Source organism: Clostridium sardiniense, from assembly GCF_016907995.1.
Taxonomy (GTDB): domain Bacteria; phylum Bacillota; class Clostridia; order Clostridiales; family Clostridiaceae; genus Clostridium; species Clostridium sardiniense.
Genome location: NZ_JAFBDA010000013.1, coordinates 1 through 23,691 on the forward strand (window position 1 = coordinate 1; position 23,691 = coordinate 23,691).

At 29.5% G+C, this 23,691-nt stretch carries 21 protein-coding genes, 1 tRNA gene and 1 rRNA gene; 20 read left to right on the forward strand and 3 right to left on the reverse strand.

Going from position 1 to position 23,691, the window contains the following annotated elements; genetic code table 11:
- From JOC62_RS11590 to JOC62_RS11635, 10 genes are all read left to right on the forward strand, one after another.
- Positions 1-215, forward strand: a 23S ribosomal RNA gene (locus tag JOC62_RS11590); the annotation flags it as partial.
- Positions 216-277: 62 nt separating this feature from the next.
- Positions 278-352 (forward strand) — tRNA-Asn (locus tag JOC62_RS11595).
- A gap of 213 nt (positions 353-565) precedes the next feature.
- Positions 566-1,603 (forward strand): polysaccharide deacetylase family protein, encoded by a 1,038-nt coding sequence (locus JOC62_RS11600; RefSeq protein ID WP_204595441.1) that lies wholly within the window; start codon positions 566-568, stop codon positions 1,601-1,603.
- 104 nt (positions 1,604-1,707) lie between these two features.
- On the forward strand, positions 1,708-2,391 hold the full coding sequence (locus tag JOC62_RS11605) for a response regulator transcription factor (protein ID WP_204595442.1): 684 nt from the start codon (positions 1,708-1,710) through the stop codon (positions 2,389-2,391).
- A gap of 3 nt (positions 2,392-2,394) precedes the next feature.
- Complete coding sequence (locus JOC62_RS11610; protein WP_204595443.1) at positions 2,395-3,792, forward strand: sensor histidine kinase; 1,398 nt, start codon at positions 2,395-2,397, stop codon at positions 3,790-3,792.
- 2 nt (positions 3,793-3,794) lie between these two features.
- Positions 3,795-5,273 (forward strand): hypothetical protein, encoded by a 1,479-nt coding sequence (locus tag JOC62_RS11615; RefSeq protein ID WP_204595444.1) that lies wholly within the window; start codon positions 3,795-3,797, stop codon positions 5,271-5,273.
- An 11-nt stretch (positions 5,274-5,284) separates the two neighbouring features.
- Positions 5,285-6,667 (forward strand): TldD/PmbA family protein, encoded by a 1,383-nt coding sequence (locus JOC62_RS11620; protein ID WP_204595445.1) that lies wholly within the window; start codon positions 5,285-5,287, stop codon positions 6,665-6,667.
- Positions 6,668-6,682: 15 nt separating this feature from the next.
- Complete coding sequence (locus JOC62_RS11625; protein WP_204595446.1) at positions 6,683-8,026, forward strand: TldD/PmbA family protein; 1,344 nt, start codon at positions 6,683-6,685, stop codon at positions 8,024-8,026.
- A 132-nt stretch (positions 8,027-8,158) separates the two neighbouring features.
- Positions 8,159-8,770 carry a DedA family protein gene (locus JOC62_RS11630; protein ID WP_204595447.1) on the forward strand — a complete coding sequence of 204 codons (612 nt, stop codon included), beginning with the start codon at positions 8,159-8,161 and terminating at the stop codon, positions 8,768-8,770.
- An 87-nt stretch (positions 8,771-8,857) separates the two neighbouring features.
- On the forward strand, positions 8,858-9,445 hold the full coding sequence (locus JOC62_RS11635) for a DedA family protein (RefSeq protein WP_204595448.1): 588 nt from the start codon (positions 8,858-8,860) through the stop codon (positions 9,443-9,445).
- Between the two features lie 21 nt (positions 9,446-9,466).
- Here the strand turns inward: JOC62_RS11635 and JOC62_RS11640 are convergent, their stop codons facing one another.
- Positions 9,467-11,356 carry an LTA synthase family protein gene (locus JOC62_RS11640; RefSeq protein WP_204595449.1) on the reverse strand — a complete coding sequence of 630 codons (1,890 nt, stop codon included), beginning with the start codon at positions 11,354-11,356 and terminating at the stop codon, positions 9,467-9,469.
- 132 nt (positions 11,357-11,488) lie between these two features.
- Between JOC62_RS11640 and yedF the strand changes: the two genes are divergently transcribed.
- The 3 genes from yedF to JOC62_RS11655 all read left to right on the forward strand — a co-directional run bounded on the left by yedF (position 11,489) and on the right by JOC62_RS11655 (position 14,103).
- Positions 11,489-12,061 (forward strand): sulfurtransferase-like selenium metabolism protein YedF, encoded by a 573-nt coding sequence (yedF, locus tag JOC62_RS11645; RefSeq protein WP_204595450.1) that lies wholly within the window; start codon positions 11,489-11,491, stop codon positions 12,059-12,061.
- Positions 12,062-12,232: 171 nt separating this feature from the next.
- Positions 12,233-13,138, forward strand: coding sequence for a diacylglycerol/lipid kinase family protein (locus tag JOC62_RS11650; RefSeq protein ID WP_204595451.1), 906 nt, complete (start codon positions 12,233-12,235; stop codon positions 13,136-13,138).
- A gap of 5 nt (positions 13,139-13,143) precedes the next feature.
- Positions 13,144-14,103, forward strand: a complete 960-nt coding sequence (locus JOC62_RS11655; protein ID WP_204595452.1) for an NAD(P)/FAD-dependent oxidoreductase — start codon at positions 13,144-13,146, stop codon at positions 14,101-14,103.
- Here the strand turns inward: JOC62_RS11655 and JOC62_RS11660 are convergent.
- Together JOC62_RS11660 and JOC62_RS11665 are read right to left on the reverse strand one after the other, a co-directional pair.
- Positions 14,074-14,649 (reverse strand): GDSL-type esterase/lipase family protein, encoded by a 576-nt coding sequence (locus JOC62_RS11660; protein ID WP_204595453.1) that lies wholly within the window; start codon positions 14,647-14,649, stop codon positions 14,074-14,076. The genes JOC62_RS11655 and JOC62_RS11660 overlap by 30 nt on opposite strands.
- Positions 14,650-14,665: 16 nt before the next feature.
- Positions 14,666-15,301, reverse strand: a complete 636-nt coding sequence (locus tag JOC62_RS11665) for a RusA family crossover junction endodeoxyribonuclease (RefSeq protein WP_204595454.1) — start codon at positions 15,299-15,301, stop codon at positions 14,666-14,668.
- A gap of 199 nt (positions 15,302-15,500) precedes the next feature.
- Here JOC62_RS11665 and tsaD point away from each other — a divergent pair, with 199 nt between their 5' ends.
- The 7 genes from tsaD (at position 15,501) to JOC62_RS11700 (ending at position 23,688) form a co-directional block, all read left to right on the forward strand.
- Complete coding sequence (gene tsaD, locus JOC62_RS11670; protein WP_204595455.1) at positions 15,501-16,511, forward strand: tRNA (adenosine(37)-N6)-threonylcarbamoyltransferase complex transferase subunit TsaD; 1,011 nt, start codon at positions 15,501-15,503, stop codon at positions 16,509-16,511.
- A 19-nt stretch (positions 16,512-16,530) separates the two neighbouring features.
- On the forward strand, positions 16,531-17,553 hold the full coding sequence (locus JOC62_RS11675; protein WP_204595456.1) for an alpha/beta hydrolase: 1,023 nt from the start codon (positions 16,531-16,533) through the stop codon (positions 17,551-17,553).
- A 181-nt stretch (positions 17,554-17,734) separates the two neighbouring features.
- Complete coding sequence (locus JOC62_RS11680; protein ID WP_204595457.1) at positions 17,735-18,946, forward strand: S1C family serine protease; 1,212 nt, start codon at positions 17,735-17,737, stop codon at positions 18,944-18,946.
- A gap of 126 nt (positions 18,947-19,072) precedes the next feature.
- The gene (locus JOC62_RS11685) at positions 19,073-21,802 is read left to right on the forward strand and encodes a sigma-54-dependent transcriptional regulator (protein WP_204595458.1); all 2,730 of its coding nucleotides are present in this window, start codon (positions 19,073-19,075) and stop codon (positions 21,800-21,802) included.
- A gap of 248 nt (positions 21,803-22,050) precedes the next feature.
- Positions 22,051-22,362 carry a PTS sugar transporter subunit IIB gene (locus JOC62_RS11690; RefSeq protein ID WP_204595459.1) on the forward strand — a complete coding sequence of 104 codons (312 nt, stop codon included), beginning with the start codon at positions 22,051-22,053 and terminating at the stop codon, positions 22,360-22,362.
- Positions 22,363-22,421: 59 nt separating this feature from the next.
- The gene (locus JOC62_RS11695; RefSeq protein WP_204595460.1) at positions 22,422-22,718 is read left to right on the forward strand and encodes a PTS sugar transporter subunit IIA; all 297 of its coding nucleotides are present in this window, start codon (positions 22,422-22,424) and stop codon (positions 22,716-22,718) included.
- A gap of 76 nt (positions 22,719-22,794) precedes the next feature.
- Positions 22,795-23,688, forward strand: coding sequence for an N-acetylglucosamine kinase (locus JOC62_RS11700; RefSeq protein ID WP_204595461.1), 894 nt, complete (start codon positions 22,795-22,797; stop codon positions 23,686-23,688).
- Positions 23,689-23,691: the final 3 nt, after the last annotated feature.

Below are 23,691 nucleotides of genomic sequence, written 5' to 3' on the forward strand. Positions count from 1 at the left end.
GGTGTACCAGTTGTTCTGCCAAGAGCATAGCTGGGTAGCTAAGTCGGGAAGGGATAAACGCTGAAAGCATCTAAGCGTGAAGCCCACCTCAAGATTAGATTTCCCATAGCATAAGCTAGTAAGACCCCTTGAAGAACACAAGGTTGATAGGTCAGAGGTGTAAGCATGGCAACATGTTCAGCTGACTGATACTAATAGGTCGAGGGCTTGACCAATAAAAAACGATCAACAAAAATTCATGTGCAATTTTCAGAGAATAAAAATCTGAATAAAATATTCCGCGATAGCTCAATGGTGGAGCATTCGGCTGTTAACCGACAGGTTGGAGGTTCGAGTCCTCTTCGCGGAGCCATTTTTATTATAAGCTAATGATAGCTTATTTTTTTTTGCCTAAAAATAAAAATTATTGTCTTTATATGTAATCGTAATTCAATAATTTTGTATTATAAAGAGTAAATAAAACTTCTAATGTATTACAAATTTGTAATAGATATTAATGTTTTTGTAATAGCAAATTTTTATATAAGTATTATAATTAAAGTATAGATCATAAGGGGGGCTATCTGTGAGGAGACAGAGTACATATAATAAACATAATTTAGAAAGAATGAAGAAGAATAGGATTATTGAGAAGAAGAGGATTATTAAAATGAAAAAAAGAAAAAAACAAAGTATGTTATTATTGGGACTAGCATTAGTATTAACTGTTGGAGGTATTGGAATTTATTCAGCTTTTTCATCAAATGGTAAAAGTGAACAAGCTTTAGCAGATGGAAAAGAAATTGATAATAAAGAAAGCAAAGATGATAAAGGTAAATCTTCAGAAGGTACTGAGGAAACTAAAAAAAATAATTTGGATAATTCAGGATATTTGACATTGGAAGAAGACCCTAATGCAGATGATGCAATTGTTGTTGCAAAACGTACTTCTGGACTTCTTAAGGGACAATTACATTATCCTGTAAGAGATGATGGAAAAAAAGTTGCTTATTTAACATTTGATGATGGTCCTTCAAGTACTAATACACCTGAAGTTTTAAATATATTAGATAAATATAATATTAAAGGAACATTTTTTGTAATGGGTAAGAGTATTGAAGCTAAGCCAGAAGTAACAAATGACATTTTAAAAAGAATAGCTTCAGATGGACATGCAATTGCAAATCATAGTTATAGTCATGATTATAGTTATTTATATCCGAATAGAGTTATAAATTCAGATAGATTCATGGGAGAATATAATAAAACAAATAAATTATTACAAGGTGTACTAGGAAAAGACTTTTCAACTAGAGTAGTTAGGTTCCCAGGTGGTTATTGGTCATGGAATGGAAGAGAACAAGCTAAGCCAGTTTTAGATAAGAATGGAGTAAATATAGTTGATTGGAATGCATTAAATGGAGATGCTGAAAATGGTGGAAAAAATACTCCAGAACAATTAGTTCAAAATACTAAAAAGAGTGTAGAAGCTTTAGGTTCAAATGCTGATAGTGTTGTATTTTTAATGCATGACACTTATGGAAAAGAGAATACAGTTAAAGCTTTACCAGAAATAATTGAGTACTTTAAAAGTAAAGGATATGAATTTAGAACAATGAAATAATATTTATTAATATTAAGAAACGTAAATATAGATTATAATAGTATTAAAAGAAGCTTGATAATGTTAAGCTTCTTTTTTGAAATTAATAAAAGAGGTGGTAGAAAGTGGCTAAAATATTATTAGTAGAAGATGAAATTAGTATACGAGGATTTTTAAAAATAAATCTAGCAAGAAATGACTTTGAAATAATAGAAGCAAGTAATGGAGAAGATGGTATCAAAAAAGCTATTGCTGAAAAGCCAGATGTTGCTATATTAGATGTTATGTTACCTGGAATAGATGGTTTCCAAGTTTGTAATAGATTAAGAAGTGAATACCCTGATATGGGGATAATAATGCTTACGGCGAAAGGGCAAGATATGGATAAGGTAATGGGACTAGAATATGGTGCTGATGATTATATAGTTAAGCCATTTAATCCATTAGAAGTAGTACTTAGAATTAAGGCTATATTAAGAAGGTTAGAAAAGACTGCAGATGTAAAATCAAATGAGATAATTAATGGACCATTTATAATAAATCTTTATTCACAAAAGATAACTAAAGATGGAGAGGAAATAGAGTTAACTCCTAAAGAGTATTTGATTATGAAAACATTTATTGAAAATCCGAACAAAGCATTTTCAAGGGATGAGCTTTTAAATAGTGTATGGGGATATAATTATTTTGGAGATCCTAAGATAATAGACGTAAACATAAGAAGATTAAGAGCAAAGATAGAGGAAGATGCTTCAAATCCAAAGTTTATAGAAACTGTATGGGGCATAGGATACAGATGGAAAGGGTAATATATGAAAAGTATAAAGAGTAGAATTATAAGAAATTTTATAGTAGTAATTCTTTCAACAATAATGATATTAGATATATTGCTAATAGTTTTTGTTAGGCAGTATTATTATGATAATGCCGAAAATATGCTTACAAACCAAATTGATGTAGCAAGTAACTTTTATGATAGATATTATTCAACGTCATCATTAGTGTGGAATATATATGACAATGTTGATTCCTTTTGGAATCAAACAACAGCACAAGTTCAGATGTTTGATGAAAATGGAAAACTTCTAATGGACTCTATAGGAGTTAATGATAAGTCGCTAGAAGGTAATAATGAAGTTAAGAGAGCATTAAAAGGAGAAAGTAGTAGATGGATTGGATATGTAAGTTATACAAAATATAAAGTAATGGCTGTAACTAAACCTTTAGAAGTAAATGGCAAAATAATAGGTGTGATGAGGTTCGTTACGTCATTAAAAGATATAGATGACTCTATAGCTTCAATAGTAAGCTTTTTCATAATTATATCTGTTTTAGTTTTAATTATAGGAGTAGTTCTTAGTTTTATTATGGCAAAAAATATAGTTGATCCTATATTGAAGCTTAAAGATACAGCTCAGAAGATGGCGAGTGGAGATTTAAATCAAAGAAGTAATTTTGTATCAAAAGATGAAATAGGGCAACTTGCAGATACTTTAGATTTTATGGCTGAAGAACTTACAGAAAAAGACCAGATGAAGAATGATTTTATATCATCAATATCACATGAATTAAGAACGCCTTTAACTGCAATTAAGGGTTGGGTAATAACACTTAATAATGATAATACAGATAGAGAAACATTAAGCCTTGGATTTGATATACTTGAAAAGGAAACAGATAGATTATCAGCAATGGTTGAGGAGCTACTTGATTTCTCAAGGCTTATAAATAATAAAATTAGTCTTAATAAACAGCCTATAGCTATAAAAGATTTTGCAAATTATATACAATTATACATGACACCAAGGGCAGAGAGAGAGAATATAAATTTCTATGTTTATAATAATGCCGAAGATATGGAGATAAATATAGATCCAAATAGAATGAAGCAAGTGCTTATAAATATAATAGATAATGCATTTAAATTTACTCAAGAGCAAGGTAGGGTTAAAGTAGAATTTATAGATTTAGAAAGTAATTTAATAATTAAGGTTAAAGATGATGGATGTGGAATAGCAGCGGATGAACTTGAGAGAGTAAAAGAAAAATTCTATAAAGGCAGTAATGCAAATTCTAACGCTGGTATTGGTCTTTCAATAGCAGATGAGATAATTAAATTGCATGGTGGATCTTTAATAGTAAGAAGTGAGATAAATATTGGTACAGAAATTGAAATAATTATCCCTAAATTTGAAGGAGCTGAAATTTAAAAATGAAGAATAAGATAATATTATCTATAATTATGATAATTACCTTGTTTTCTTTGAGTGGCTGCGGGAGTATTAATGCTAATCAAATGGTTGAAATTAAATCACCTAGAAACAATGAATTGTCAATAAAAGGGGAATGGCAAGTTGTGGATTATATGGTTTTAGATAAAAATATATATGATAGTAGTAAGATTGGAGATTTAAAAAATCAAATTATTGACATTGGAACTAGAAACATAAATATTGATAATAAAGTATATAACAATGTTGATTATAAATTAAGGGTCGTTAAAAGTGATTATTATATTTCTTATGAGGCAGATTTTACAATTAAGGATTTAGGAATAAAAAATGAAGATGTCGATTTAATAACGGCAAATAGTAAAAATAATATTATTTTTGATTTTTTCCATATAAAAGATAATAAAAGTTATATATATTATCAAGGCGTATTTTTAACAGTTAAAAAAGTCGGGGATGTCACTAAAGATACATTTATAAATTCAAATGAAAAATTATTGAATCAAAATGAAGCTGCAGATAAGAGTAAACAAGATGTTGGATTATACTTAGGGATTAAAGAACCAAGAAGATTAAAAGAAGATGGAACATATACTGATGAAACTTATAAAACATTATGGATAAGTTATAAGGATAATAAAGTTCAGCCTATAGAAAAGGCTAATGGAATAATATTTCCTAGAATGACAGGAATATGGACACTTGATAAAAAGACATTGGATAAAAATAATAAACATCAAGAGTATTTTGTAGCAAATACTATCGATAGAAAAAATAAAGAGAATCCGGTAGTAATAAAAAGTGATAAAGATATATATAGAAGTATTAATTTTATAAGTAATAATTATATATCAACTGAAGTATATGAGGGAAATGATTTTCAGAATAAATTTCCTCAATATGAGGTATTGCCAGTAGATAACTTATCTGTTGAAAAGGGCTTTGTTATACAAGATATATATTCAAAAGATATAAATGCTAGATATAAAAAGGATTATGAAAATGCATATGCAGGGCTTACTGAAAAGGAAAAAGAATTATCTAAAAAATATATTGATTATAGTAATTTCACTATGAAGAGAGAGAACGGTAAGTGGGTACTAGAAGGAAAAATATCACCACTAAGTGGTAATGGTGAATCTCATGATTATAGATTATCAATAAAACCAAATGAGAATTTGCTTAAATATGATTCTTTAGTAGTTCCGTGGAGAGTTCTAAAGAATGAAGTTCCATTTATGAAAGATGCATATATATCTCCAGATGGGAATATAGCTGTTATAATAATAGATGGTGAGTTATTAGTTTATGAAATGAAAGATAATAAACTATCACAAGAGCCAGCAGAAAGGTATGATCTTAATAAAGGTGATCAGGTTATAATGGCAGAATGGTGTGCAAGTGATTATGTAGATTATTGGGCGAATTCATTTAAAGAATTCCAGAAAGAAAAAAAATAAGGAGGGATATTATGTTATCAAAAGAGGTTATAGGTAAAGTCTTATCTAAATGTATGATTACAGGAGGAGATTTTGCAGAAATTTATGAAGAAGATACAATAAATAATTCCTTAGGGATTTTAGATAATAAAGTAGAGAGTGCTATAGGTGGAAGAAGCTATGGTGTAGGTATAAGAATATTTAAGGGGCTTAAAAGCGTTTATGCATATACTAATGATAATACATTAAGTAGCCTTCTAGATACAGCTTATAAGGCTGCTGTGGCACTTGGAGATTTAAAAGATGAGAAAGAGATATTTGTGAATGACTCCATAATAGTACCTAATAAACATATAATAAAGTATTATCCAGGTGATATAATGTATGCAAAAAAAATTGGAGTAATGAAGATGGCATATAATAGTGCAAAGGAATATAGCACAGATATTACAAAAGTTAGTGTTAGTTATTCAGATAAGGATCAAAGAGTATTAATAGCTAATACAGATGGACTTTGCGTTGAAGATAGGAGAGTTAGAACAAGACTTGGAATAAGCGCAGTAGCATCAAAAAATGGAGAGAATCAAACAGGATTCGAAGGACCGGGACGTTCAATGGGATTTGAGATGTTCAATGAGATAAATCCAGTATGGCATGGAGAAGAAGCAGCAAGAAGTGCAGTCACAATGCTTCATGCAAAAGAATGTCCAGCTGGAAAAATGGCAGTTGCAATTGATAATGGGTTTGGAGGGGTGCTTTTCCATGAAGCATGTGGACATTCACTAGAGGCTACTTCAGTTGCAAAAGGAAATTCAGAATTTGCAGGAAAGATGGGAGAGCAAATAGCATCTTCAAAAGTTACAGCAATAGATGATGGAACTATAAAAAATGCATGGGGTTCAATAAATATAGATGATGAGGGAATGGAATCTCAAAGAAATGTGTTAATAGAAAATGGTATATTAAAAGGATACATGATAGATAAGTTAAATGGTAGAAGAATGGGAATGAAGCCAACTGGTAGTGCAAGAAGACAAAATTATAAATATGCACCAACTTCAAGAATGACAAATACTTATATAGCTGCAGGTGAAGACAAACCAGAAGATATAATAAAATCAATTAATGATGGATTATATGCAAGAAAGCTTGGAGGAGGGTCAGTAAATCCTGTAACAGGAGAATTTAACTTCTCAGTAGCAGAAGGATACCTTGTAAAGAATGGAGTTATTACTGAGCCTGTAAGAGGTGCTAGTCTTATAGGAAAAGGTAGCGAAGTATTAATGAATATAGATATGGTTGGAACTAACATTGAACAGGCACAAGGAATGTGTGGTTCATCATCAGGTAGTATAGCAGTTAATGTAGGTCAGCCAATGATTAGATTAAAAGAAATAACTGTAGGTGGAAGATAGGAGGTGTTTTTAGAGATGGAATTTAAAGATTTTAAGGAAAAGCTTTTTGAAGAAGCAAGAAATGAAGGGCTTACAGAATTTGAAATATATTTTTCAAATAAGGAAAGTTTAAGTATAAGTATATATAAAGAAGAGGTTGAAAAGTATAATTTAAATAAATCTTTTGGAATATCTTTTAGAGCAAAGGTAGATGAAAAGATGGGTTATTCTTATACTGAAATTATAGATGAGGATGCAATAAAAATGCTTGTAGCAAATGCAAAAGCATCTGCATTATCAATAGAAAATGATGATATGCAATTTATATATAAAGGTGATAAAAAATATAGTGAAGTTAACAGCTACTATAAAGAGTTAGAAAATATTGATGCTAAAAAACTTATAGATTTAGCAATAGATATGGAGAAGGAATGTAAGAATTGTTCAGATAAAGTAGTTAACTTCATAGGATGCGGAATAAGTTATGTAAATGTAAAATATGGTCTTATGAATTCAAAGGGATTAGAACTTACTGATAAATCAAACCTTTTAACAGCTTACGTAGCACCAGTTATGGAGATAGATAATAGAAAGTATGATGGATTTGGATACGATACGGCTAAATCAATAGAAGAGATAAATCCAAAGAAGATAGCAAAACAAGGCGTTGATGAAGCTATGGAGAAGGTAGGAGCTAAATCAATAAAATCAAATAAGTATAAGACTGTAATTAAGAATGAAGCTATGGTATCATTACTTCAAGCATTTTGGTCAGTATTTGATGCAGATTCAGCACAAAAGGGAATATCTTTATTAAAAGATAAAGAGGGAGAAATGATAGCTTCTGATAAAATTACATTAGTGGATAATCCTTTAATGGAAGATGGATTAGCATCTGTTGGATTTGATGATGAAGGAGTCGCAACATTTAAGAAATCAATTATTGAAGAAGGAAAGCTTACAACATTACTGCATAATCTAAAGACAGCCAATAAAGCAGGTATTAAATCAACAGGAAATGGATTTAAGAGTTCATATGCAGCACCAGTAAGTGTAGGACCTACAAACTTCTATTTAGAAAATGGAGAAAAAGATTTTAAAGAGCTTTTAGCTGAGGTTAAGAATGGAGTTGTAATTAGTGAGTTTTCAGGACTTCATGCAGGAGCTAATTCAATAACAGGAGAATTCTCATTAGCAGCTAAAGGATTTATGATAGAGGAAGGAAAGCAAACATTCCCTATAGAACAGATAACTGTTTCAGGAAACTTCTTTAAACTTTTAAAGGATATTGAGGAAGTTTGTTCAGATATAAAATTCCCAATGAGTAGCTTTGGTTCTCCATCTGTGTTAATTAAAGAATTATCAATAGCAGGAGAATAAGAATTATAACTTAAAGTAGGAGAATGGTAATAAATTTTACCATTCTCTTAATTTTTTTAATTATTAATAAATTTATAATATCTAGGTGCTATAATACAAAACAGAATTAAATATAAGGAGATAGGATTTTATATGGATTTTATGAATCATGTAATCGCTATTGCAACACACATCACAGAAAATTTTGGATATTTAGGGATATTTATAGCTACAATGCTTGAATATGCATGTATACCATTGCCAAGTGAAATTGTATTGCCTGCTGTTGGACTTAGCATTGCAAATGGAAGATATAGTTTTATATTAGTATTAATATGCACAATATGTGCAGCTATTGTGGGAGCGTTAATAAGTTATGCAGTAGGATATTTTGGTGGAGAAATTGTAATAAGGTGGCTTAAAAGAAAAATACCAAGTAGTAGAAAAGGAATAGAGATGATAGAAAATTTATTTTCTAATTATGGAAAATCTGCAGTATTTTTTACAAGAGTAGTGCCTTTTACTAGGACATATGTATCATTGCTTGCAGGGGCAGAGCGCCTTAATAAACCTATATTTATTGTATTTTCAGCAATAGGAATAGGAATTTGGAACTTTGTATTATTACTTATAGGATTCTATATAGGTAACAATACGGAACTTATAGGAAGTATATTTAGAAAATACTCAACTATATGTATACTAATAGTAATAGTTGGGATAGTTATATTTATATATAGAAAGAGAAAAAGAAAAAATAGTTAAATTTTTTCACATTCTCACATTATTTAGCTTGTATTAATAAATTTCTAATAATTAGGTGATACAATTCTAAATAATGGAGGGTGTAGAATGAATGTTATAAATATAGCAACTCAATTAACACAAACATTTGGATATTTAGGAATTTGCCTTTTATGTATGATTCCATTTCCTAGTGAAGTAGTCTTACCATTTATAGGACTTGGTATTTCAAATGGGAATTTTAATTTTTTCTTAGCATTACTATGTACAATATTAACTGAAATATTAGTATCAATAGTTAATTATATAATCGGATATTATGGTGGAAATGATGCCTTAGCAAAGATAGAGAATAAAATCCCAAATAGCAAAAAAGGAGTAGATAAGATTGGCAAGATATTGCGTAAATATAGAGGATTTGCAATTATAATAGCCAGAATAGTACCTTTTCTACGTACATACATATCACTATTAGCTGGAGTAGAGAAATTAAATAAATATATATTTACAATACTTTCGGCAATAGGAATTACTATAGTAAATATATTTTTATTAGCTCTTGGATACTATATAGGTAATAATAAATCTTTAATTGGAAGTATACTAAAAAAATATTCTATAGTTACAATTATGATAATAGTAATTACTATAGTTGTATTTATAGTATATAACAAAATGAAAAAGAGCAAGAAATAAAAATTCTTGCTCTTTTTCATTTTAATTTTTATTCATATTAAAATAATCTGAACGTATCATCTTATCAGACATATCAAGAGATCCTTCTATAAGACTTTTATCTTTATCTGAAAGATTACCTAAATCGCCAACGAGTTTTCCATTTGTAAGTACTGCATAGTTTCTATTTGTGTTAAATAGATTTCTTCCAAGGGCAGTATCTTGGTATTCCTTTGATGGTATACCAAGTCCATATAGTAGAGTTGGCATTATATCAATTTGACCACCTATAGTATCAAATGTTTTTCCAAGTGGTTTGCTCTTATTGTAAATTATAAGTGGAACAGTTGGCTGTCCATGGTTTGAATACCAATCTTTCTTATTACTTAAGTTAGCAAATTTATCTTTATAATACTTGTCTATATTATCAATTCTATATTGATAATACTTATGAACACCAGTGTGATCTCCTTCTATTGCAATAACTGTATTATCAAGTAGTCCAGCTTTATTAAGAAGATCTAAGAAGTATCCTATTTGAGTATCTGTATAATGAATACTTTCTATATATCCGCCAAGTTCGCCAAGCTCAAGATCTAAATTAAACTTAGTAAGATTTTCTGGAAGATCAAATGGACCATGACTTGTAAGAGTTACAGTAAATGCGTAAAATGGTTGTTTTAATTTTTCAAGCATAGGAACAACTTGTTTGAAGTAGCTTCTATCACTTATACCCATTCCAATTATTTCATCCTGGTTAAATGAGTGAGAATCAGTAAACTTATTAAATCCTATTCCAGTTAATCCACTTCTGTAATTCCAGAAAGAGCCTTTATCAGGATGGATAGCTTCTGTATCATAACCGTTATGCTCAAGTATTAATGGAAGAGAATTATAAGCTCTAGTTGGATATCTAAAGAATGTTGATCCTCTTCTAAGTGGTAGCATTGAAGTATTAATCATTAAATCAGAATCAGAGCTTGTACCCTCATTAACTTGTTCATAAATATTTGGGAAGTAAGCGCCCTTATTAATTAAACTATCTAATACAGGAGTAACTTTCTTACCATTTATCTCTTGTCCTAAGATAAAGCTTTCTAAAGATTCTACTTGTATTACTATAAGGTTTTTGCCTTTATACATTCCGTAGTATTCGTTGTTTGGTAAATTTTCATTTTTGAATTTATAGTAATCATTAATTTGTTCCTTATCTTTTTCAGTAATTTTATAAGGTTTTGAATCTTTATATACATTTATAGCATCAATTATGTGATATCCAATAGGTGAAAAGTATTGAACAGTATTGGTTGGATCATAATTTTCAAAAATATATGCATTTTCAACATATTCACTACCAAAAGTATAAATTATAAAAGGTACATAAGCAATAAATACTATAGGAAGTATTAATGTACATAAAAATGATTTAATAGCTCTTTTTTGCACTCTCACATAAGATTTTCTAGTAAAGTATACATAGACTCCCATTATTATGAAATCTATTACAAATAAGAAATCATATGGGCTAAACATTGAAAGGATACTTCCAGACATATTGTCTAAGTTAGCAGTCTGAGTAAATATAAGTAATGATGGAACTGTTAAGAATCCTCTGAAATATGTAATATCAGTTAAAATTAGTGCTGTTAATATTGCATCAATTATGAATAAATATATAACTCTACCTTTACCTTTAAATAGCAAAGCAAAGCTTAAAAAAACTAATGCAAAAGCATAATAATAATCTAAAAAATATCTAGCATTATTAAATCCTCCCGCAATATTTAAGTTATGAGGATCCTTACTAGCAATAAAACATTGTAGAAGGATACCTTTAAAAACAATTCCGAATAAAGGTATTAAAAATAATATAAGTCTAAAAAGTGTATCTTTATTAAACTTAATCTTAGAGACTCTAAAAAACTTCTCCATATGGTCACCCCTTAAAGTATAATCAATTTAAATTATAGTATATGGACTATATTTAATCAATAAAGGGAGAAGAGAAGAGTGTAAAATAATGATATAATAGTATTAGTAACAAATGAAAGGAAAGGTGTTTTTATGAAGATTATTGATTGTATTGGACTTACATGTCCAAAACCAGTAATAGAGACTAAAAAGTATTTTGATAGTATAGAAGGTGGGAAGGCTGTAATTATAGTGGATAATGAGATTGCAAATACTAATATTACAAGATTTGCAGAAAATTCAGGATTTACAGTTAATAGTTTTGAAGAAGAGGGATTATTTAAGCTTACTATTATAAAGGAATCAGAGAATAATAACAGCTGCAAAGGAAAAGATACATTCTCAATAATAATAACAACTGATAAAATGGGAGAAGGATCTGAGGAACTTGGAAAAGTTTTAATGAAAAGCTATATATATGCTCTAAGTGAAGCGATGGAAATACCAGAAGAGATAGTATTTTTAAACAGTGGTGTAAAACTTGTAACTGAAGGAAGTGAAGTGCTTGACAGTATAAAAGAGCTAGAAGATAAGGGAACTAAGATTATAAGTTGTGGTACATGCTTGGATTTTTATGGTCTAAAGGATAAGTTATTAACAGGAGAAATATCCAATATGTATGCAATTGTTGAAATAATGAATAGCAAGAGAGTAATTAAAATATAAAATAAGAATATTATATATGTAATTTACAATATGCAATAAGTGATATCAGGACGGATTAGGCTAAGATATTGCTCCTTGTATATTGAAAAATATATTGTAAATAATAATATAGAATTGTAAACTTTCTATGTGATATAATTTAAAATATTAATTATATAAATTGGAGAGGTTATGAAACATATTTTTATTATTAATCCCGTAGCAGGAAAAGGAAAGGGATTAGACTTTGAGAGAAAGATACATAATATTTTTAAAAAGATAAATTACCCTTATGAAATTATAGTTACTAAAGAAAGTGGACATGCTATAGAAGTAGTTAAAAAGATAACATCAAAAGAAAAATGCATAGTATATTCAATAGGTGGAGATGGGACTTTAAATGAAGTTTTAAATGGAATTATTAATTCAGATAGTTCACTTGCTGTAATACCAGCTGGGTCAGGAAATGATTTTGCTAGAACTTTGTATGGAGATATAAAGTCTGATAATTTATTAGAAGACTTAATACATGGAGAAGAAAGGACTATAGATGTTGCAAAGCTAAATGATCAGTATTATCTTAATATATCATCTATAGGATTTGACGCAAGTGTAGTTAATAACGCAAGACACTATAAAAAATATAAATTTATAAGTGGACCAATGGCATATGCAATAGCGGTAATGAAAACTCTTTTTACATTTAAACCTATGGAATTAACCTTTAAAATAAATGGGGCAGAAACAAAAGGAAATATGTATTTAATAGCAGTTGCAAATGGCAAATGTTATGGTGGTGGTATAAAAATTGCACCAAAGGCGAAACTAGATGATGGACTACTCGATATATATGCTATAAAAAAACCGAAGGTACATAGACTTATAAGATTTTTACCAATGGTAGTATTAGGGAAAGATACAAGCCATGTAGAGGAGATAAAATATATAAAGTGTAATAAAATTCAAGTTATAGCAAAGGATGAAACCATCGTAAATCTAGATGGAGAAATTTTATTTTCAAAAGACTTGACCTTTGAAGTTATTCCAAATGCATTAAAGGTTAGAGTTCCTAAGATAGATATAATAAAGGAAGTGTAAAAGCCATGAAAAAATATGATTTAGTAGTTATAGGTGGAGGAATATCAGGAATGACAGCAACTCTTGCTGCTCTGCAAAATGGAATAAAAAATATACTTTTAATAGAAAGAGAAGATGAATTCGGAGGCATACTAAATCAATGTATTCATAATGGCTTTGGTAAATCATATATAGAGGATGAAGTTACAGGGCCAGAATTTATAGAATTTATTAGGCTTAAGCTTAATAAATATGAGTTCGATAAAAAGAAAAAAACGAGTGTTTTAAATGTATCAAATGGGAAGGTAGTAACTTATGTTAATGAAAAAGATGGAGTGCGGGATGTAAAAGCTAAAGCTATTATTTTAGCAACAGGATGTAGAGAAAGATATACAGGTAACGTATTAACTCCTACAAATAAGTTTACAGGAATATTTACAATAGGAAATGCCCATAGATTTATAAATTTAGAAGGTGTACTACCTGGAAAGAATCCAGTAATAATTGCAAATAATAAATGGGCATTAATTCTTGCTAGAAGATTAGAAATTGAAGGCGGAAAAGTTGCAGCTCTTATAATAAATGAAGAAAGTGGATTTAAGCTTACAGATAAGAATAAAGATATACTTGAAGGCTTTGATATAAATATTTTAGAAAATATAAAGCTTTTAGATATTGATGGAAATAAAAGAATTAATAAAGTTAAGTTACTTGATAAAAAAACAGAAGAGATTAAAGAAATTACATGTGATTCATTGTTTTTATCAGTTGGGTATTATCCAGAACTTGGGATGGTTAAGGAACTTAATATTAAGATTAATGAGGATACAAATACTCCTGTTGTAGATAATTATGAAACTTCGGAGCCTGGTATATTTGCTTGCGGAAATATTATATATGGAAAAGAATGCATAGAGATGGAAGATATAAATGGATATGATGCTGGATTAGTAGCATCAAATTATATCCATAAAATATCTGAATAAGAATTCATTTCCTAATGAATTTAAATGAATACCATCTAAAAATATCTTTTCATTTATGTAGGTTTTAGTTAAAGTATAAAAATCAGCATATTTGAAGGGATATTTTTTTTGTAGCTTAATAATTTCTGCTCGAAGTATTGGTAGTGAATTACTGCAATGAGTATAGTAATTTGAAGGCATAAATAAGTCTTCTGCTAAATCTTCAATAATAATAGGGGGAATACCAACTATAACTGAAGCGTTAATATCAAGACTATCTTTTATCATAAGTTCTAAATTGCCAATAATATAATCTACATTTCTTCCACTTAATAAATCATTAGTACCACCCATTATAAATATTTTTTTAGGAGATTTACTAGTTACATCTCTGTAAAATCGAGTGAGCATTGATGAAGTTGTATCTCCATTCACTCCTTTATTTAATATAGTAAGGTTATTAAACCTTTGCTGAAGCTTATAAACCCAAGAGTCTTTTTTAGAAACCCCAAAACCAAAGGTAAGACTATCTCCAAATAGAATAATATCTACATTATTAGAATTCATAAAAACACCTCTTAATCTAAAATAATTTATTAAAGCATTTCTTACATATTAAGGTTTTTCCTTTATTAGCTTTAATTGAGTCTTTAGGAGAAATCTTTTTATTACATATTTCGCATACATATACTGACACATCTTTTTTGACTTCTTTAGGTTTTATTTCTTTATGACTTAATTCTTTTGAGATAGAAGATTTCTTTATAGGGCTATAATTTCTTTCTTCTAATTTTTCATCTCTCTCTTTTATTGAAAATGAAAGCTCAAATTGACTAAGAGGAAACAATTCAAGTTCAAAACGAGGATCTTCCTTGTCATAATATTCTTCAACTATTATTTTTACTATTTGAGCATCATTTATAATAAGACCACTCTTTTCTATTCCATCAAAAATACTTTTTGAAATATTTATTGTATCTGGATGACGTTTTTCACTTTTATAATAAACTTTAAGTATAGCAATTAAGCTTTCAGTGAATACAGTACTTGGATTTTGAACTCTTGCAACATATGCTATCTCCTGCTCATAAAGAGCATATCTATCATGATATTTACCTGTATTATAAGGAAGAATAGCTCTTCCATCTTTATTATGAAGTTTAAAGTTTGATTTTGTTATAGGAGATCCTTTAACAACGACTTTTGCATACTGTGACATAAAATAACTCCTTTTAGACATTAATTTTCCAAATTTTGAAACATAAAGTTAATGATAATATATGATTTAAAATATATAATTTAAATATACATTATTAAAAAATACTTAACAAGTACGTGTTTCATTGATAATAAATTGGTAATGAAGTATAATTACAAATAGTAAATTTATGCGATTATATAAAGAAGAGGGAATTAAAATGGATAGAAAAATAATTTTAGCAATTGAATCAAGCTGTGATGAAACATCAGCTGCTGTTGTTGTAGATGGTAGAAAAGTTTTATCTAATGTAATAGCTTCACAAATAGATACACATAAAAAATTTGGTGGTGTTGTACCAGAAGTGGCATCAAGAATGCATACTGAAGTTGTTAATGGTGTTGTACAAGAAGCTTTAAAGGAAGCTAACGTAACTCTAGATGATATAGATGCAATAGGTGTTACTTATGGACCAGGTCTTGTAGGGGCATTACTTGTAGGATTGCAATATGCTAAAGGTTTAGCTATGGCAACTAAGAAACCATTAATTGGAGTTAATCATATAGAAGGACATATATCAGCAAATTACATACAACATGAAGATTTAAAACCACCTTTTGTTTCACTTGTAGTATCAGGTGGACACACATTTATTGTTTACGTAAAAGATTATGGAAAGTATGAAGTAATAGGAGAAACTAGAGATGATGCAGCTGGAGAAGCATATGATAAAGTTGCAAGAGCATTAGGTCTTGGATATCCAGGAGGGCCTAAAATAGATAAGTTAGCTAAAGAAGGAAATAAAGATGCTATAGCATTTCCAAGAGCTAAGTTCCATGATGATACACTAGATTTCTCATTTAGCGGACTAAAATCAGCAGTTCTTAACTATTTAAATAAAGCTAAAATGCAAAATACAGAAATAAATAGAGCTGATGTTGCAGCATCATTCCAAAATGCTGTAGTGGGAGTTTTAAAAGATAATGTTTTTGCAACATGTGACAAAAAGAATCTAGATAAAATTGCAATAGCAGGTGGAGTTGCATCAAATTCAGCATTAAGAGAGGCACTAATTTCAGAAGGAAATGAAAAAGGAATTAAGGTATTATTCCCAGAGCCAATTTTATGTACTGATAATGCAGCTATGATAGGAAGTGCTGCATATTTTAGATTTATAAAAGGTGAAGAATCAACGTTAGATTTGAATGCTAAACCTAATTTAAAACTGTAGTATAAATAGGGGGATAGATATGAAGTTATTACCTAATTCTAATAGCCTACATACAGTTGATATGAAGGAAAAAATTTCGAAAATGACATTGTTTAAAAGAATAATTATAATAGCTTTAATTGTAATAGTTAGTGGACTTGTAATCCAATGGGGATATGGCTTTTATATAGGCGAAAAGTTTGGAGCTAGAATGAAATATACTAGAGTCAATGATAAGAAAATGGAGTATAATGTTTCAGGCAGTGGAGATTTTACAATAATTTTTGATGGTTCCACAGGAGCAAATGCCTATGAGTGGAAGACTGTAGCAGATGAAGTTGAAAAACAACTTGGTGTCAAAACATTTGTATATAATAGACGAGGATATGGATTTAATGACTCAGGAAGTAGGATTACTCCTAAAGAGCAAGCAGAAGACTTAAAGATATTATTAAGAAAAGCAGCAGCAGGTGGGCCGTATATACTAGTTGGTGAGGGATATGGAAGTTTAGTTATGACAAACTTTGCAAGCATGTATCCTGATAGTATAAAAGGAGTAGTGTTAATAAATCCATATGATGAAAATCAAATTAAAGAACAGAAAAATGGTATTAAAGATACACTTAATTTAGTTAGAAAGAAGATAGAAGATGTAGGATCGAATTTTTCTTTAACACTACTATTGGACAAACTTGGACTAGCTAATGAGAATAAAGATTTTGAAAATAACCTTACTGGTTTTGCTGGAGAAGAATTTTCTTATAAAAAAAATCAAAATGGTTATAGAGATGCTGTTTATAATGAAACAAAAAATATATATGATAGAGCAAGTGATAGTCAGAAAGATGGAATGTTTAAGAATATACCATATTATATACTAAGCAATGAAGAGGATAATCCGCTTAAAAGACTTGGAAGTCCAGACTTAACATTCCAATATAAGAGCTCTTATGATGGATTAGTTTATTCAATGATGGATTCAAAGAATGTGGAGAATGCAATTAAAAAAGTTGTTGAGTCAGCTAGAAGAATTGAAAAAAAGAATTCACAAAATAACGATTAATATAAAGGCTAAATATAAGACCGTATGGTTATACTAATACTGAATAGGAGAAGTCCTATTCAGTATTTTTTTGAAAAAATTGGGCTTATTAATCAAAAATTTTTTTTTATGCCATATAGTTGACACAAAAATTTTTTATACTTAGATTAAGAAGAATTTAAGATAAATTAGGAGGTACTTAATGAATAATGATGACAACTTAAATAAAGATTTAAATGACGGAATTGATGATAACACTAATAGAAGTGTTAATGACGATATGAACAATAATTATAATAATAGAAATTATAATTATGTAAATGAAAGTCCAGAACCTAAGAAGAAAAGGAGAGGTTCTAGAACCTTTGTAGTTGGCGCAATCATTGTCGTTGTAGCATTACTTGCTGGAATTTGTGGTAGTGGAGTAACATATTTCTTAATGAAGAACGATAATAAGGTAACTACTCAAAGTAAAGAGGGAAACGCACCAGATTTTAAGGATTCATCAGCTATGACAACCCAACAAGCATTTAATAAAGTAGCTCCAGCGGTAGTAATAGTTTCAACTAAAGGCTTAATGCAAAATGGAATTATACCACAAGAGGTTGAGGGGATAGGATCAGGATTCATAATAAATGAAGATGGAGATATATTAACTAACTACCATGTTGTTAAAGGAGCGCAAGAAGTTACAGTAACTTTAAGTACTGGTGAAGAGGTTAAGGCAAAGGTAGTTAATTATGATGAAACACAGGATATTGCAATGATTAAGATGCAAGGTAAATTTAAAGTTCCAGCAGTTGCAGAACTTGGAGATTCATCTAAGCTTAAACCAGGTGAAGAAGTTATAGCAATAGGAACTCCTTTATCAAAAGACTTTGCTCAAACAGTTACAAAAGGTGTTGTAAGTGCAGTTGGAAGAACAGTAAATACTGAAACTGGTAAACAAGTTAATTTAATTCAAACAGACACAGCTATAAATCCAGGTAATAGTGGAGGACCTTTAGTTAATTCAGAAGGTCAAGTAGTGGGAATAAACACTTTAAAATTAGCTGGAGGAGCTGAAGGAATAGGATTTGCAATTCCAATAAATGAAGTTAAATCAAAACTAGATGTTTTATCAAAGCCTATATTAACTTTAGGAGTTAAGGTTAGAGAAGTAGATAAGAACTTATCAAAACAATATGATATTCCAGAAGGAATATATGTAGTTGAAGTAACTCCATTTTCACCAGCAGAAAAAGCAGGAATTAAACAAGGTGATGTTATCACAGAGTTTGGTGGAAAAAAAGTAAAAACTCTTGAAGAGTTAAATGCTATTAAAAACACTAAGAAGGCTGGAGATAAGGTAAATGCTAAGATTATAAGAGACGGAAAAGCAAAAACAGTTGATATAACATTAGAAGCTCAATAGAAAATATGAATGAATACACGCTAATTTTAAGAAAAATATAAATTAGTGTGTATTATTTTTTTGTGTGTACAAAAAGGTTTACCTATATAGTATAATTGATTATAGTTTTGAGAAAGGGAGGATTTTATGAGTAAGATTAATGAGGTCTATCAATCATTATTAGACCTTCAAGCACAAGAAAATAGAGGTGTAACGGCACAAGAACTAAGTGAATACATAAATTCAAATAGGGCAAATGTATCAAGATATTTAAATAAATTGTATTCTGATGGAAAAGTAACTAAAGAAGAAGGAAGACCAGTAAGATATGCATCAATTAACACAATAAAAGAAAAGGAAACTGTTCAAGAGAGAAAACCTTTAAAAGTAAATTCAGGTGATAATAGTTTAGATATGATGGTTGGTGCAAATCAAAGCCTACAAGTACCTATTCAGCAGGCAAAGGCTGCAATGATGTATCCACCTAGAGGATTACATACTTTAATTCTTGGAGAAACAGGTGTAGGTAAATCGATGTTTGCAGAACTTATGTATCAGTTTGCAAAGGAAGATAATTTGCTAGATAAAGATGCACCATTTATAAGGTTTAATTGTGCAGATTATGCAGATAATCCTCAGCTTGTAATTGCTCAAATTTTTGGGGTGAAAAAAGGAGCGTATACAGGTGCTGATAAAGATAAAGAGGGATTGCTTAAAAAGGCAAATGGAGGAATAATATTTCTAGATGAAATTCATAGATTATCTCCTCAAGGACAAGAAATGTTATTTACATATATAGATAAAGGGTATTTTAGACCGCTTGGTGATACTGATAATCCAATATATTCAGATGCTCAAATTATTGCAGCAACAACAGAGGATCCAAAGTCTTATCTTTTAAAGACATTTACTAGAAGAATTCCAATGTCAATAACACTTCCATCTCTTAAGGAGCGAAGTGCGGGTGAAAGATATCATTTACTAGAGCAATTCATAAAAGCAGAATCACATAGATTAGGCGATAGTATATATTTTAATAAAAATGCCCTTATTTCATTTTTATTATATGATTGTCCAAACAATATAGGGCAATTAAAGAGTGATATACAACTTGCATGTGCAAAGGCTTTTTTAAATTATAAAGCAAATAATAAAGATTTTATAATAGTTGAGCAAGGAGATTTACATCCAAGAGTAAATAGGGGGCTTATGAATCTTCAAGATCGTAGAAAAGAAATTGATGAGCTATTAGGAGGCGCTTCAGACGTTTTAAGATTTTCATATAATGATGATAATATAATAAATCTTATGGATGAAGAAGAAGAAAATATTAAAGGCGATTATTTTTACGATATTATAGAAAACAAATTAGATTACCTGAAGAAAAAAGGTATGGAAGAAGAAGAAATAAATCAAATAATAAATATAGATATAGAAAGCTATTTTGAAAAATATATAAGGGATCTTCCAGAAGAGGTAAGAAAAGAAGAGATAACCAAGATCGTTAGCGAAGATATTGCTAATATGGTAGAAGAAATATTAAATATGGCTTCAGAGAAGTTAAATACTCATTACGATGAAAAAGTGTATTTTGGATTAGCATTACATCTTCAAGGAAGTTTAGAGAGAATAAAGCAAGGAAATAAGATATATCATCCTAAATTAAATTTTGTTAGGTCTCAATACTCTAATGAATTCATGGTTGCAATGGAAGCTGCTAAAAAGATTGATGATAAATTTAATATACAAGTACCACTTGATGAGATAGGATATCTTACAATGTTCTTAGCAGCAAAGCCTTATGAGTTTGATGAGAAAAAAGAAGGTAAGGTTGGAGTAATTGTAATAATGCATGGACATTCAACTGCATCTAGTATGGTTGAGGTTGCAAATAAATTAATTGGAGAGATTCATGTAAATGCACTTGATATGCCATTAAGTATGAAGGCTGAAAAGATGTATGAGCTAGCAAAAGAAAAGGTAAAAGAAATAGATGAAGGAAAAGGTGTCATTTTATTAGTTGATATGGGCTCTTTAACTAATTTTGGTGAGATGATTAAGGATGAGACTAACATAGATGTAAAAACAATAGATATGATAAGTACACTTGCAGTTATTGAAGCTGGACGAAAAGCTCTAAATGGAAGAAAAATAGATGAGATATGCAAAGCTTGTTTAGAAATCAGTAGATTTGGATTAAAACGAGAAAAAAATACAAAGATTGAGAAAGAGAAAGTAATAGTTACAACATGTTTTACTGGAGAAGGATCGGCTGAAAAATTAAGGCAATTAATAGTTAGTGGAATCAATAATCCAAATGTAAAAGTTAAACCACTAAACATATTAGATAGAGATGACTTTATTAAAAATGTGGATAATTTAAAGAAATATAGCAATATTTTAGCAATAGTTGGTACTGTTAATTTAAATGTAGAGGGAATACCATTTATATCAGCGCCAGATATTCTAGCAGGAGATGGATTATCAGTACTAGAGAATTTTATAAGCCAAGAAGAAGACTTTCAGAAGATAGCGAATTCAATAGATGCTCAATTAGAAGAAGTAGATGGAGAATATCTTGTTAAAATAGTAAGAGAAGCTATTCAAGAAGTACAAGAGAATCTAAATATTAAAATATCACATGAAGTAGCTGTTGGTATGGTAATTCATATATGTTTCTTAATTGAAAAAATAATTGAGAGTGGAAAGAGAAAGAAATTTGATAATTTAAATGATTTTAGAAATAAACATAATAGAGAATTTATACTTATAAGACAAAATCTTAGAAAGCTTGAAGTTAATTATAATATAAAGATAAGTGAAGACGATCTAGCATTTATAGTTAGAATGTTTTTAGAAAATATAGTCTCTGTGTAGAGTGTAAAAAGTGTGTAAAGTGTAAAGTTTGTAGTGTGTAATTTAAATTGCACACTACAAACTTTTTTATTAAGATGAAAGTTAGTAAATAAGCCATAGTTACAAAAAAATAAAAAAATTTTTTTCGAGAATATTTTGGCATGCAATTTGCTATATATAAATAGTGTAAAGGAACACAAAACGAAAAAGTAAAATAATAAAATATAATATAAAAAATATAAAGTTTAAATCTTAAGGAGGAATTTATTATGAAAAAAATATTATTATGTTGTTCAGCAGGGATGTCAACAAGTTTATTAGTAACAAAGATGCAAGCAGCTGCAAAGGAACAAGGGATTGAATGTTTAATAAACGCTTATTCAGAAGCAGACGTTAAGAATCACGAAGATGAAATGGAAGTATTATTATTAGGACCGCAAGTTAGATTCTTATTAAATAAAATGAAATCAAAATATGAACCAATGGGAATTCCTGTTGATGTAATAAATACAGTAGATTATGGAACAATGAATGGCGCAAAAGTTTTAGCACATGCATTAAAATTAATCGATGAAAAATAAGATTCAGTAGATCGTAACTGTGTCAAAATTTTGGCAATATGAAGGGGAGTTAGGGACACATGGAAGAAATAATTTTAAACTTAATAATGCATAGTGGAGAAGCTAGAAGCTATGCAATGGAAGCTATGGAACTTGCAAAAAGTGGAGATATTGAAGGTGCTAGAGGATTAATTGAGAAATCAAATGAAGAGTTAGGACTTGCTCATCATTCACAAACTAGCTTAATACAAGGTGAAGCTGGAGGTCAAAAAGCAGAATTTTCATTATTATTAATTCATGCTCAAGATCATTTAATGACAACTATGACATTAAAAGATTTAGCAAGTCAAATAATTGACATACATGCAAGACTATAATCTATAGCATTTTAAATATGAACTCTAATGGTAAGCATTAGAGTTCATTAATTATATGTTAAGGAGATTAAAAATTATGAAATATATAATTGGTGTTGATGGCGGAGGTACTAAAACTGAAGCTGTAGCTTATAGCTTAGATGGAGAAGTTTTAGCTAAAAGCTTAACTGGCTTTGGGAATTTGCTTAATGATGAGAAAGAAGCCTTAAATAATATAACTAGCGCTGTTAACGAAATATTAGATAAGTTAAGTATAGATGGGTTAGAGGGTATATATCTTGGTATTGCAGGTTCAGAGGTATCTGATAATGCTAAAAAGATACAAAATGAGATTAAGTCAAAGTTTGATTTAGATTCAGTTATTATGAATGATGGAGATTTAGCTTTAAAAGCGTTACTAAAGGGTGAAGATGGAATACTTGTTATAGCAGGTACTGGTTCTACAGCCTTTGGTATAAATAGCACAAAGCAGGCTAGATGTGGTGGATGGGGCCATATATTAGGCGATGAAGGAAGTGCATATAAGATTTCAATTGAAGCATTTAAAAGAATGATTTATGAATATGATTTTGGTTTAGGAAGAAGTGAACTTTCACAATCAATACTTGATGAACTTAATGTTCAAGAAGTTGATGAAGTAATTGGATTTATCTACTCAGCAACAAAGGATGAGATAGCAGGATTTGCGGGATTAGTATCTAAATATGCAGAAAAAGGTGATGAATATGCTAGGAGCATATTAGAAACTGAAGGGATTGCACTTGCAAAGGATGCAGAAAGAGTATTTAAGAGTCTAGATTTTAATAAGTGTAAAATAGGCCTTGTTGGAGGTGCTATAAAAAAATCTAAAATATTGAGAGATGCATTTGAAGAATATTTAAACAAGAATATAAATGTTGTTGAATTTGTAGATGAAGATGTATCAGCAGCAAAGGGCGCATACTATATATACAATAACAGTGTAAGGTAGAAA

Excerpts from the sequence above, each read along its gene's own strand:
- JOC62_RS11610 (WP_204595443.1), top strand. The coding sequence starts at position 2,395 with ATGAAAAGTATAAAGAGTAGAATTATAAGAAATTTTATAGTAGTAATT.
- JOC62_RS11615 (WP_204595444.1), top strand. The coding sequence starts at position 3,795 with ATGAAGAATAAGATAATATTATCTATAATTATGATAATTACCTTGTTT.
- JOC62_RS11620 (WP_204595445.1), top strand. The coding sequence starts at position 5,285 with ATGTTATCAAAAGAGGTTATAGGTAAAGTCTTATCTAAATGTATGATT.
- JOC62_RS11625 (WP_204595446.1), top strand. The coding sequence starts at position 6,683 with ATGGAATTTAAAGATTTTAAGGAAAAGCTTTTTGAAGAAGCAAGAAAT.
- JOC62_RS11630 (WP_204595447.1), top strand. The coding sequence starts at position 8,159 with ATGGATTTTATGAATCATGTAATCGCTATTGCAACACACATCACAGAA.
- JOC62_RS11635 (WP_204595448.1), top strand. The coding sequence starts at position 8,858 with ATGAATGTTATAAATATAGCAACTCAATTAACACAAACATTTGGATAT.
- JOC62_RS11640 (WP_204595449.1), bottom strand. The coding sequence starts at position 11,356 with ATGGAGAAGTTTTTTAGAGTCTCTAAGATTAAGTTTAATAAAGATACA.
- yedF (WP_204595450.1), top strand. The coding sequence starts at position 11,489 with ATGAAGATTATTGATTGTATTGGACTTACATGTCCAAAACCAGTAATA.
- JOC62_RS11650 (WP_204595451.1), top strand. The coding sequence starts at position 12,233 with ATGAAACATATTTTTATTATTAATCCCGTAGCAGGAAAAGGAAAGGGA.
- JOC62_RS11655 (WP_204595452.1), top strand. The coding sequence starts at position 13,144 with ATGAAAAAATATGATTTAGTAGTTATAGGTGGAGGAATATCAGGAATG.
- JOC62_RS11660 (WP_204595453.1), bottom strand. The coding sequence starts at position 14,649 with ATGAATTCTAATAATGTAGATATTATTCTATTTGGAGATAGTCTTACC.
- JOC62_RS11665 (WP_204595454.1), bottom strand. The coding sequence starts at position 15,301 with ATGTCACAGTATGCAAAAGTCGTTGTTAAAGGATCTCCTATAACAAAA.
- tsaD (WP_204595455.1), top strand. The coding sequence starts at position 15,501 with ATGGATAGAAAAATAATTTTAGCAATTGAATCAAGCTGTGATGAAACA.
- JOC62_RS11675 (WP_204595456.1), top strand. The coding sequence starts at position 16,531 with ATGAAGTTATTACCTAATTCTAATAGCCTACATACAGTTGATATGAAG.
- JOC62_RS11680 (WP_204595457.1), top strand. The coding sequence starts at position 17,735 with ATGAATAATGATGACAACTTAAATAAAGATTTAAATGACGGAATTGAT.
- JOC62_RS11685 (WP_204595458.1), top strand. The coding sequence starts at position 19,073 with ATGAGTAAGATTAATGAGGTCTATCAATCATTATTAGACCTTCAAGCA.
- JOC62_RS11690 (WP_204595459.1), top strand. The coding sequence starts at position 22,051 with ATGAAAAAAATATTATTATGTTGTTCAGCAGGGATGTCAACAAGTTTA.
- JOC62_RS11695 (WP_204595460.1), top strand. The coding sequence starts at position 22,422 with ATGGAAGAAATAATTTTAAACTTAATAATGCATAGTGGAGAAGCTAGA.
- JOC62_RS11700 (WP_204595461.1), top strand. The coding sequence starts at position 22,795 with ATGAAATATATAATTGGTGTTGATGGCGGAGGTACTAAAACTGAAGCT.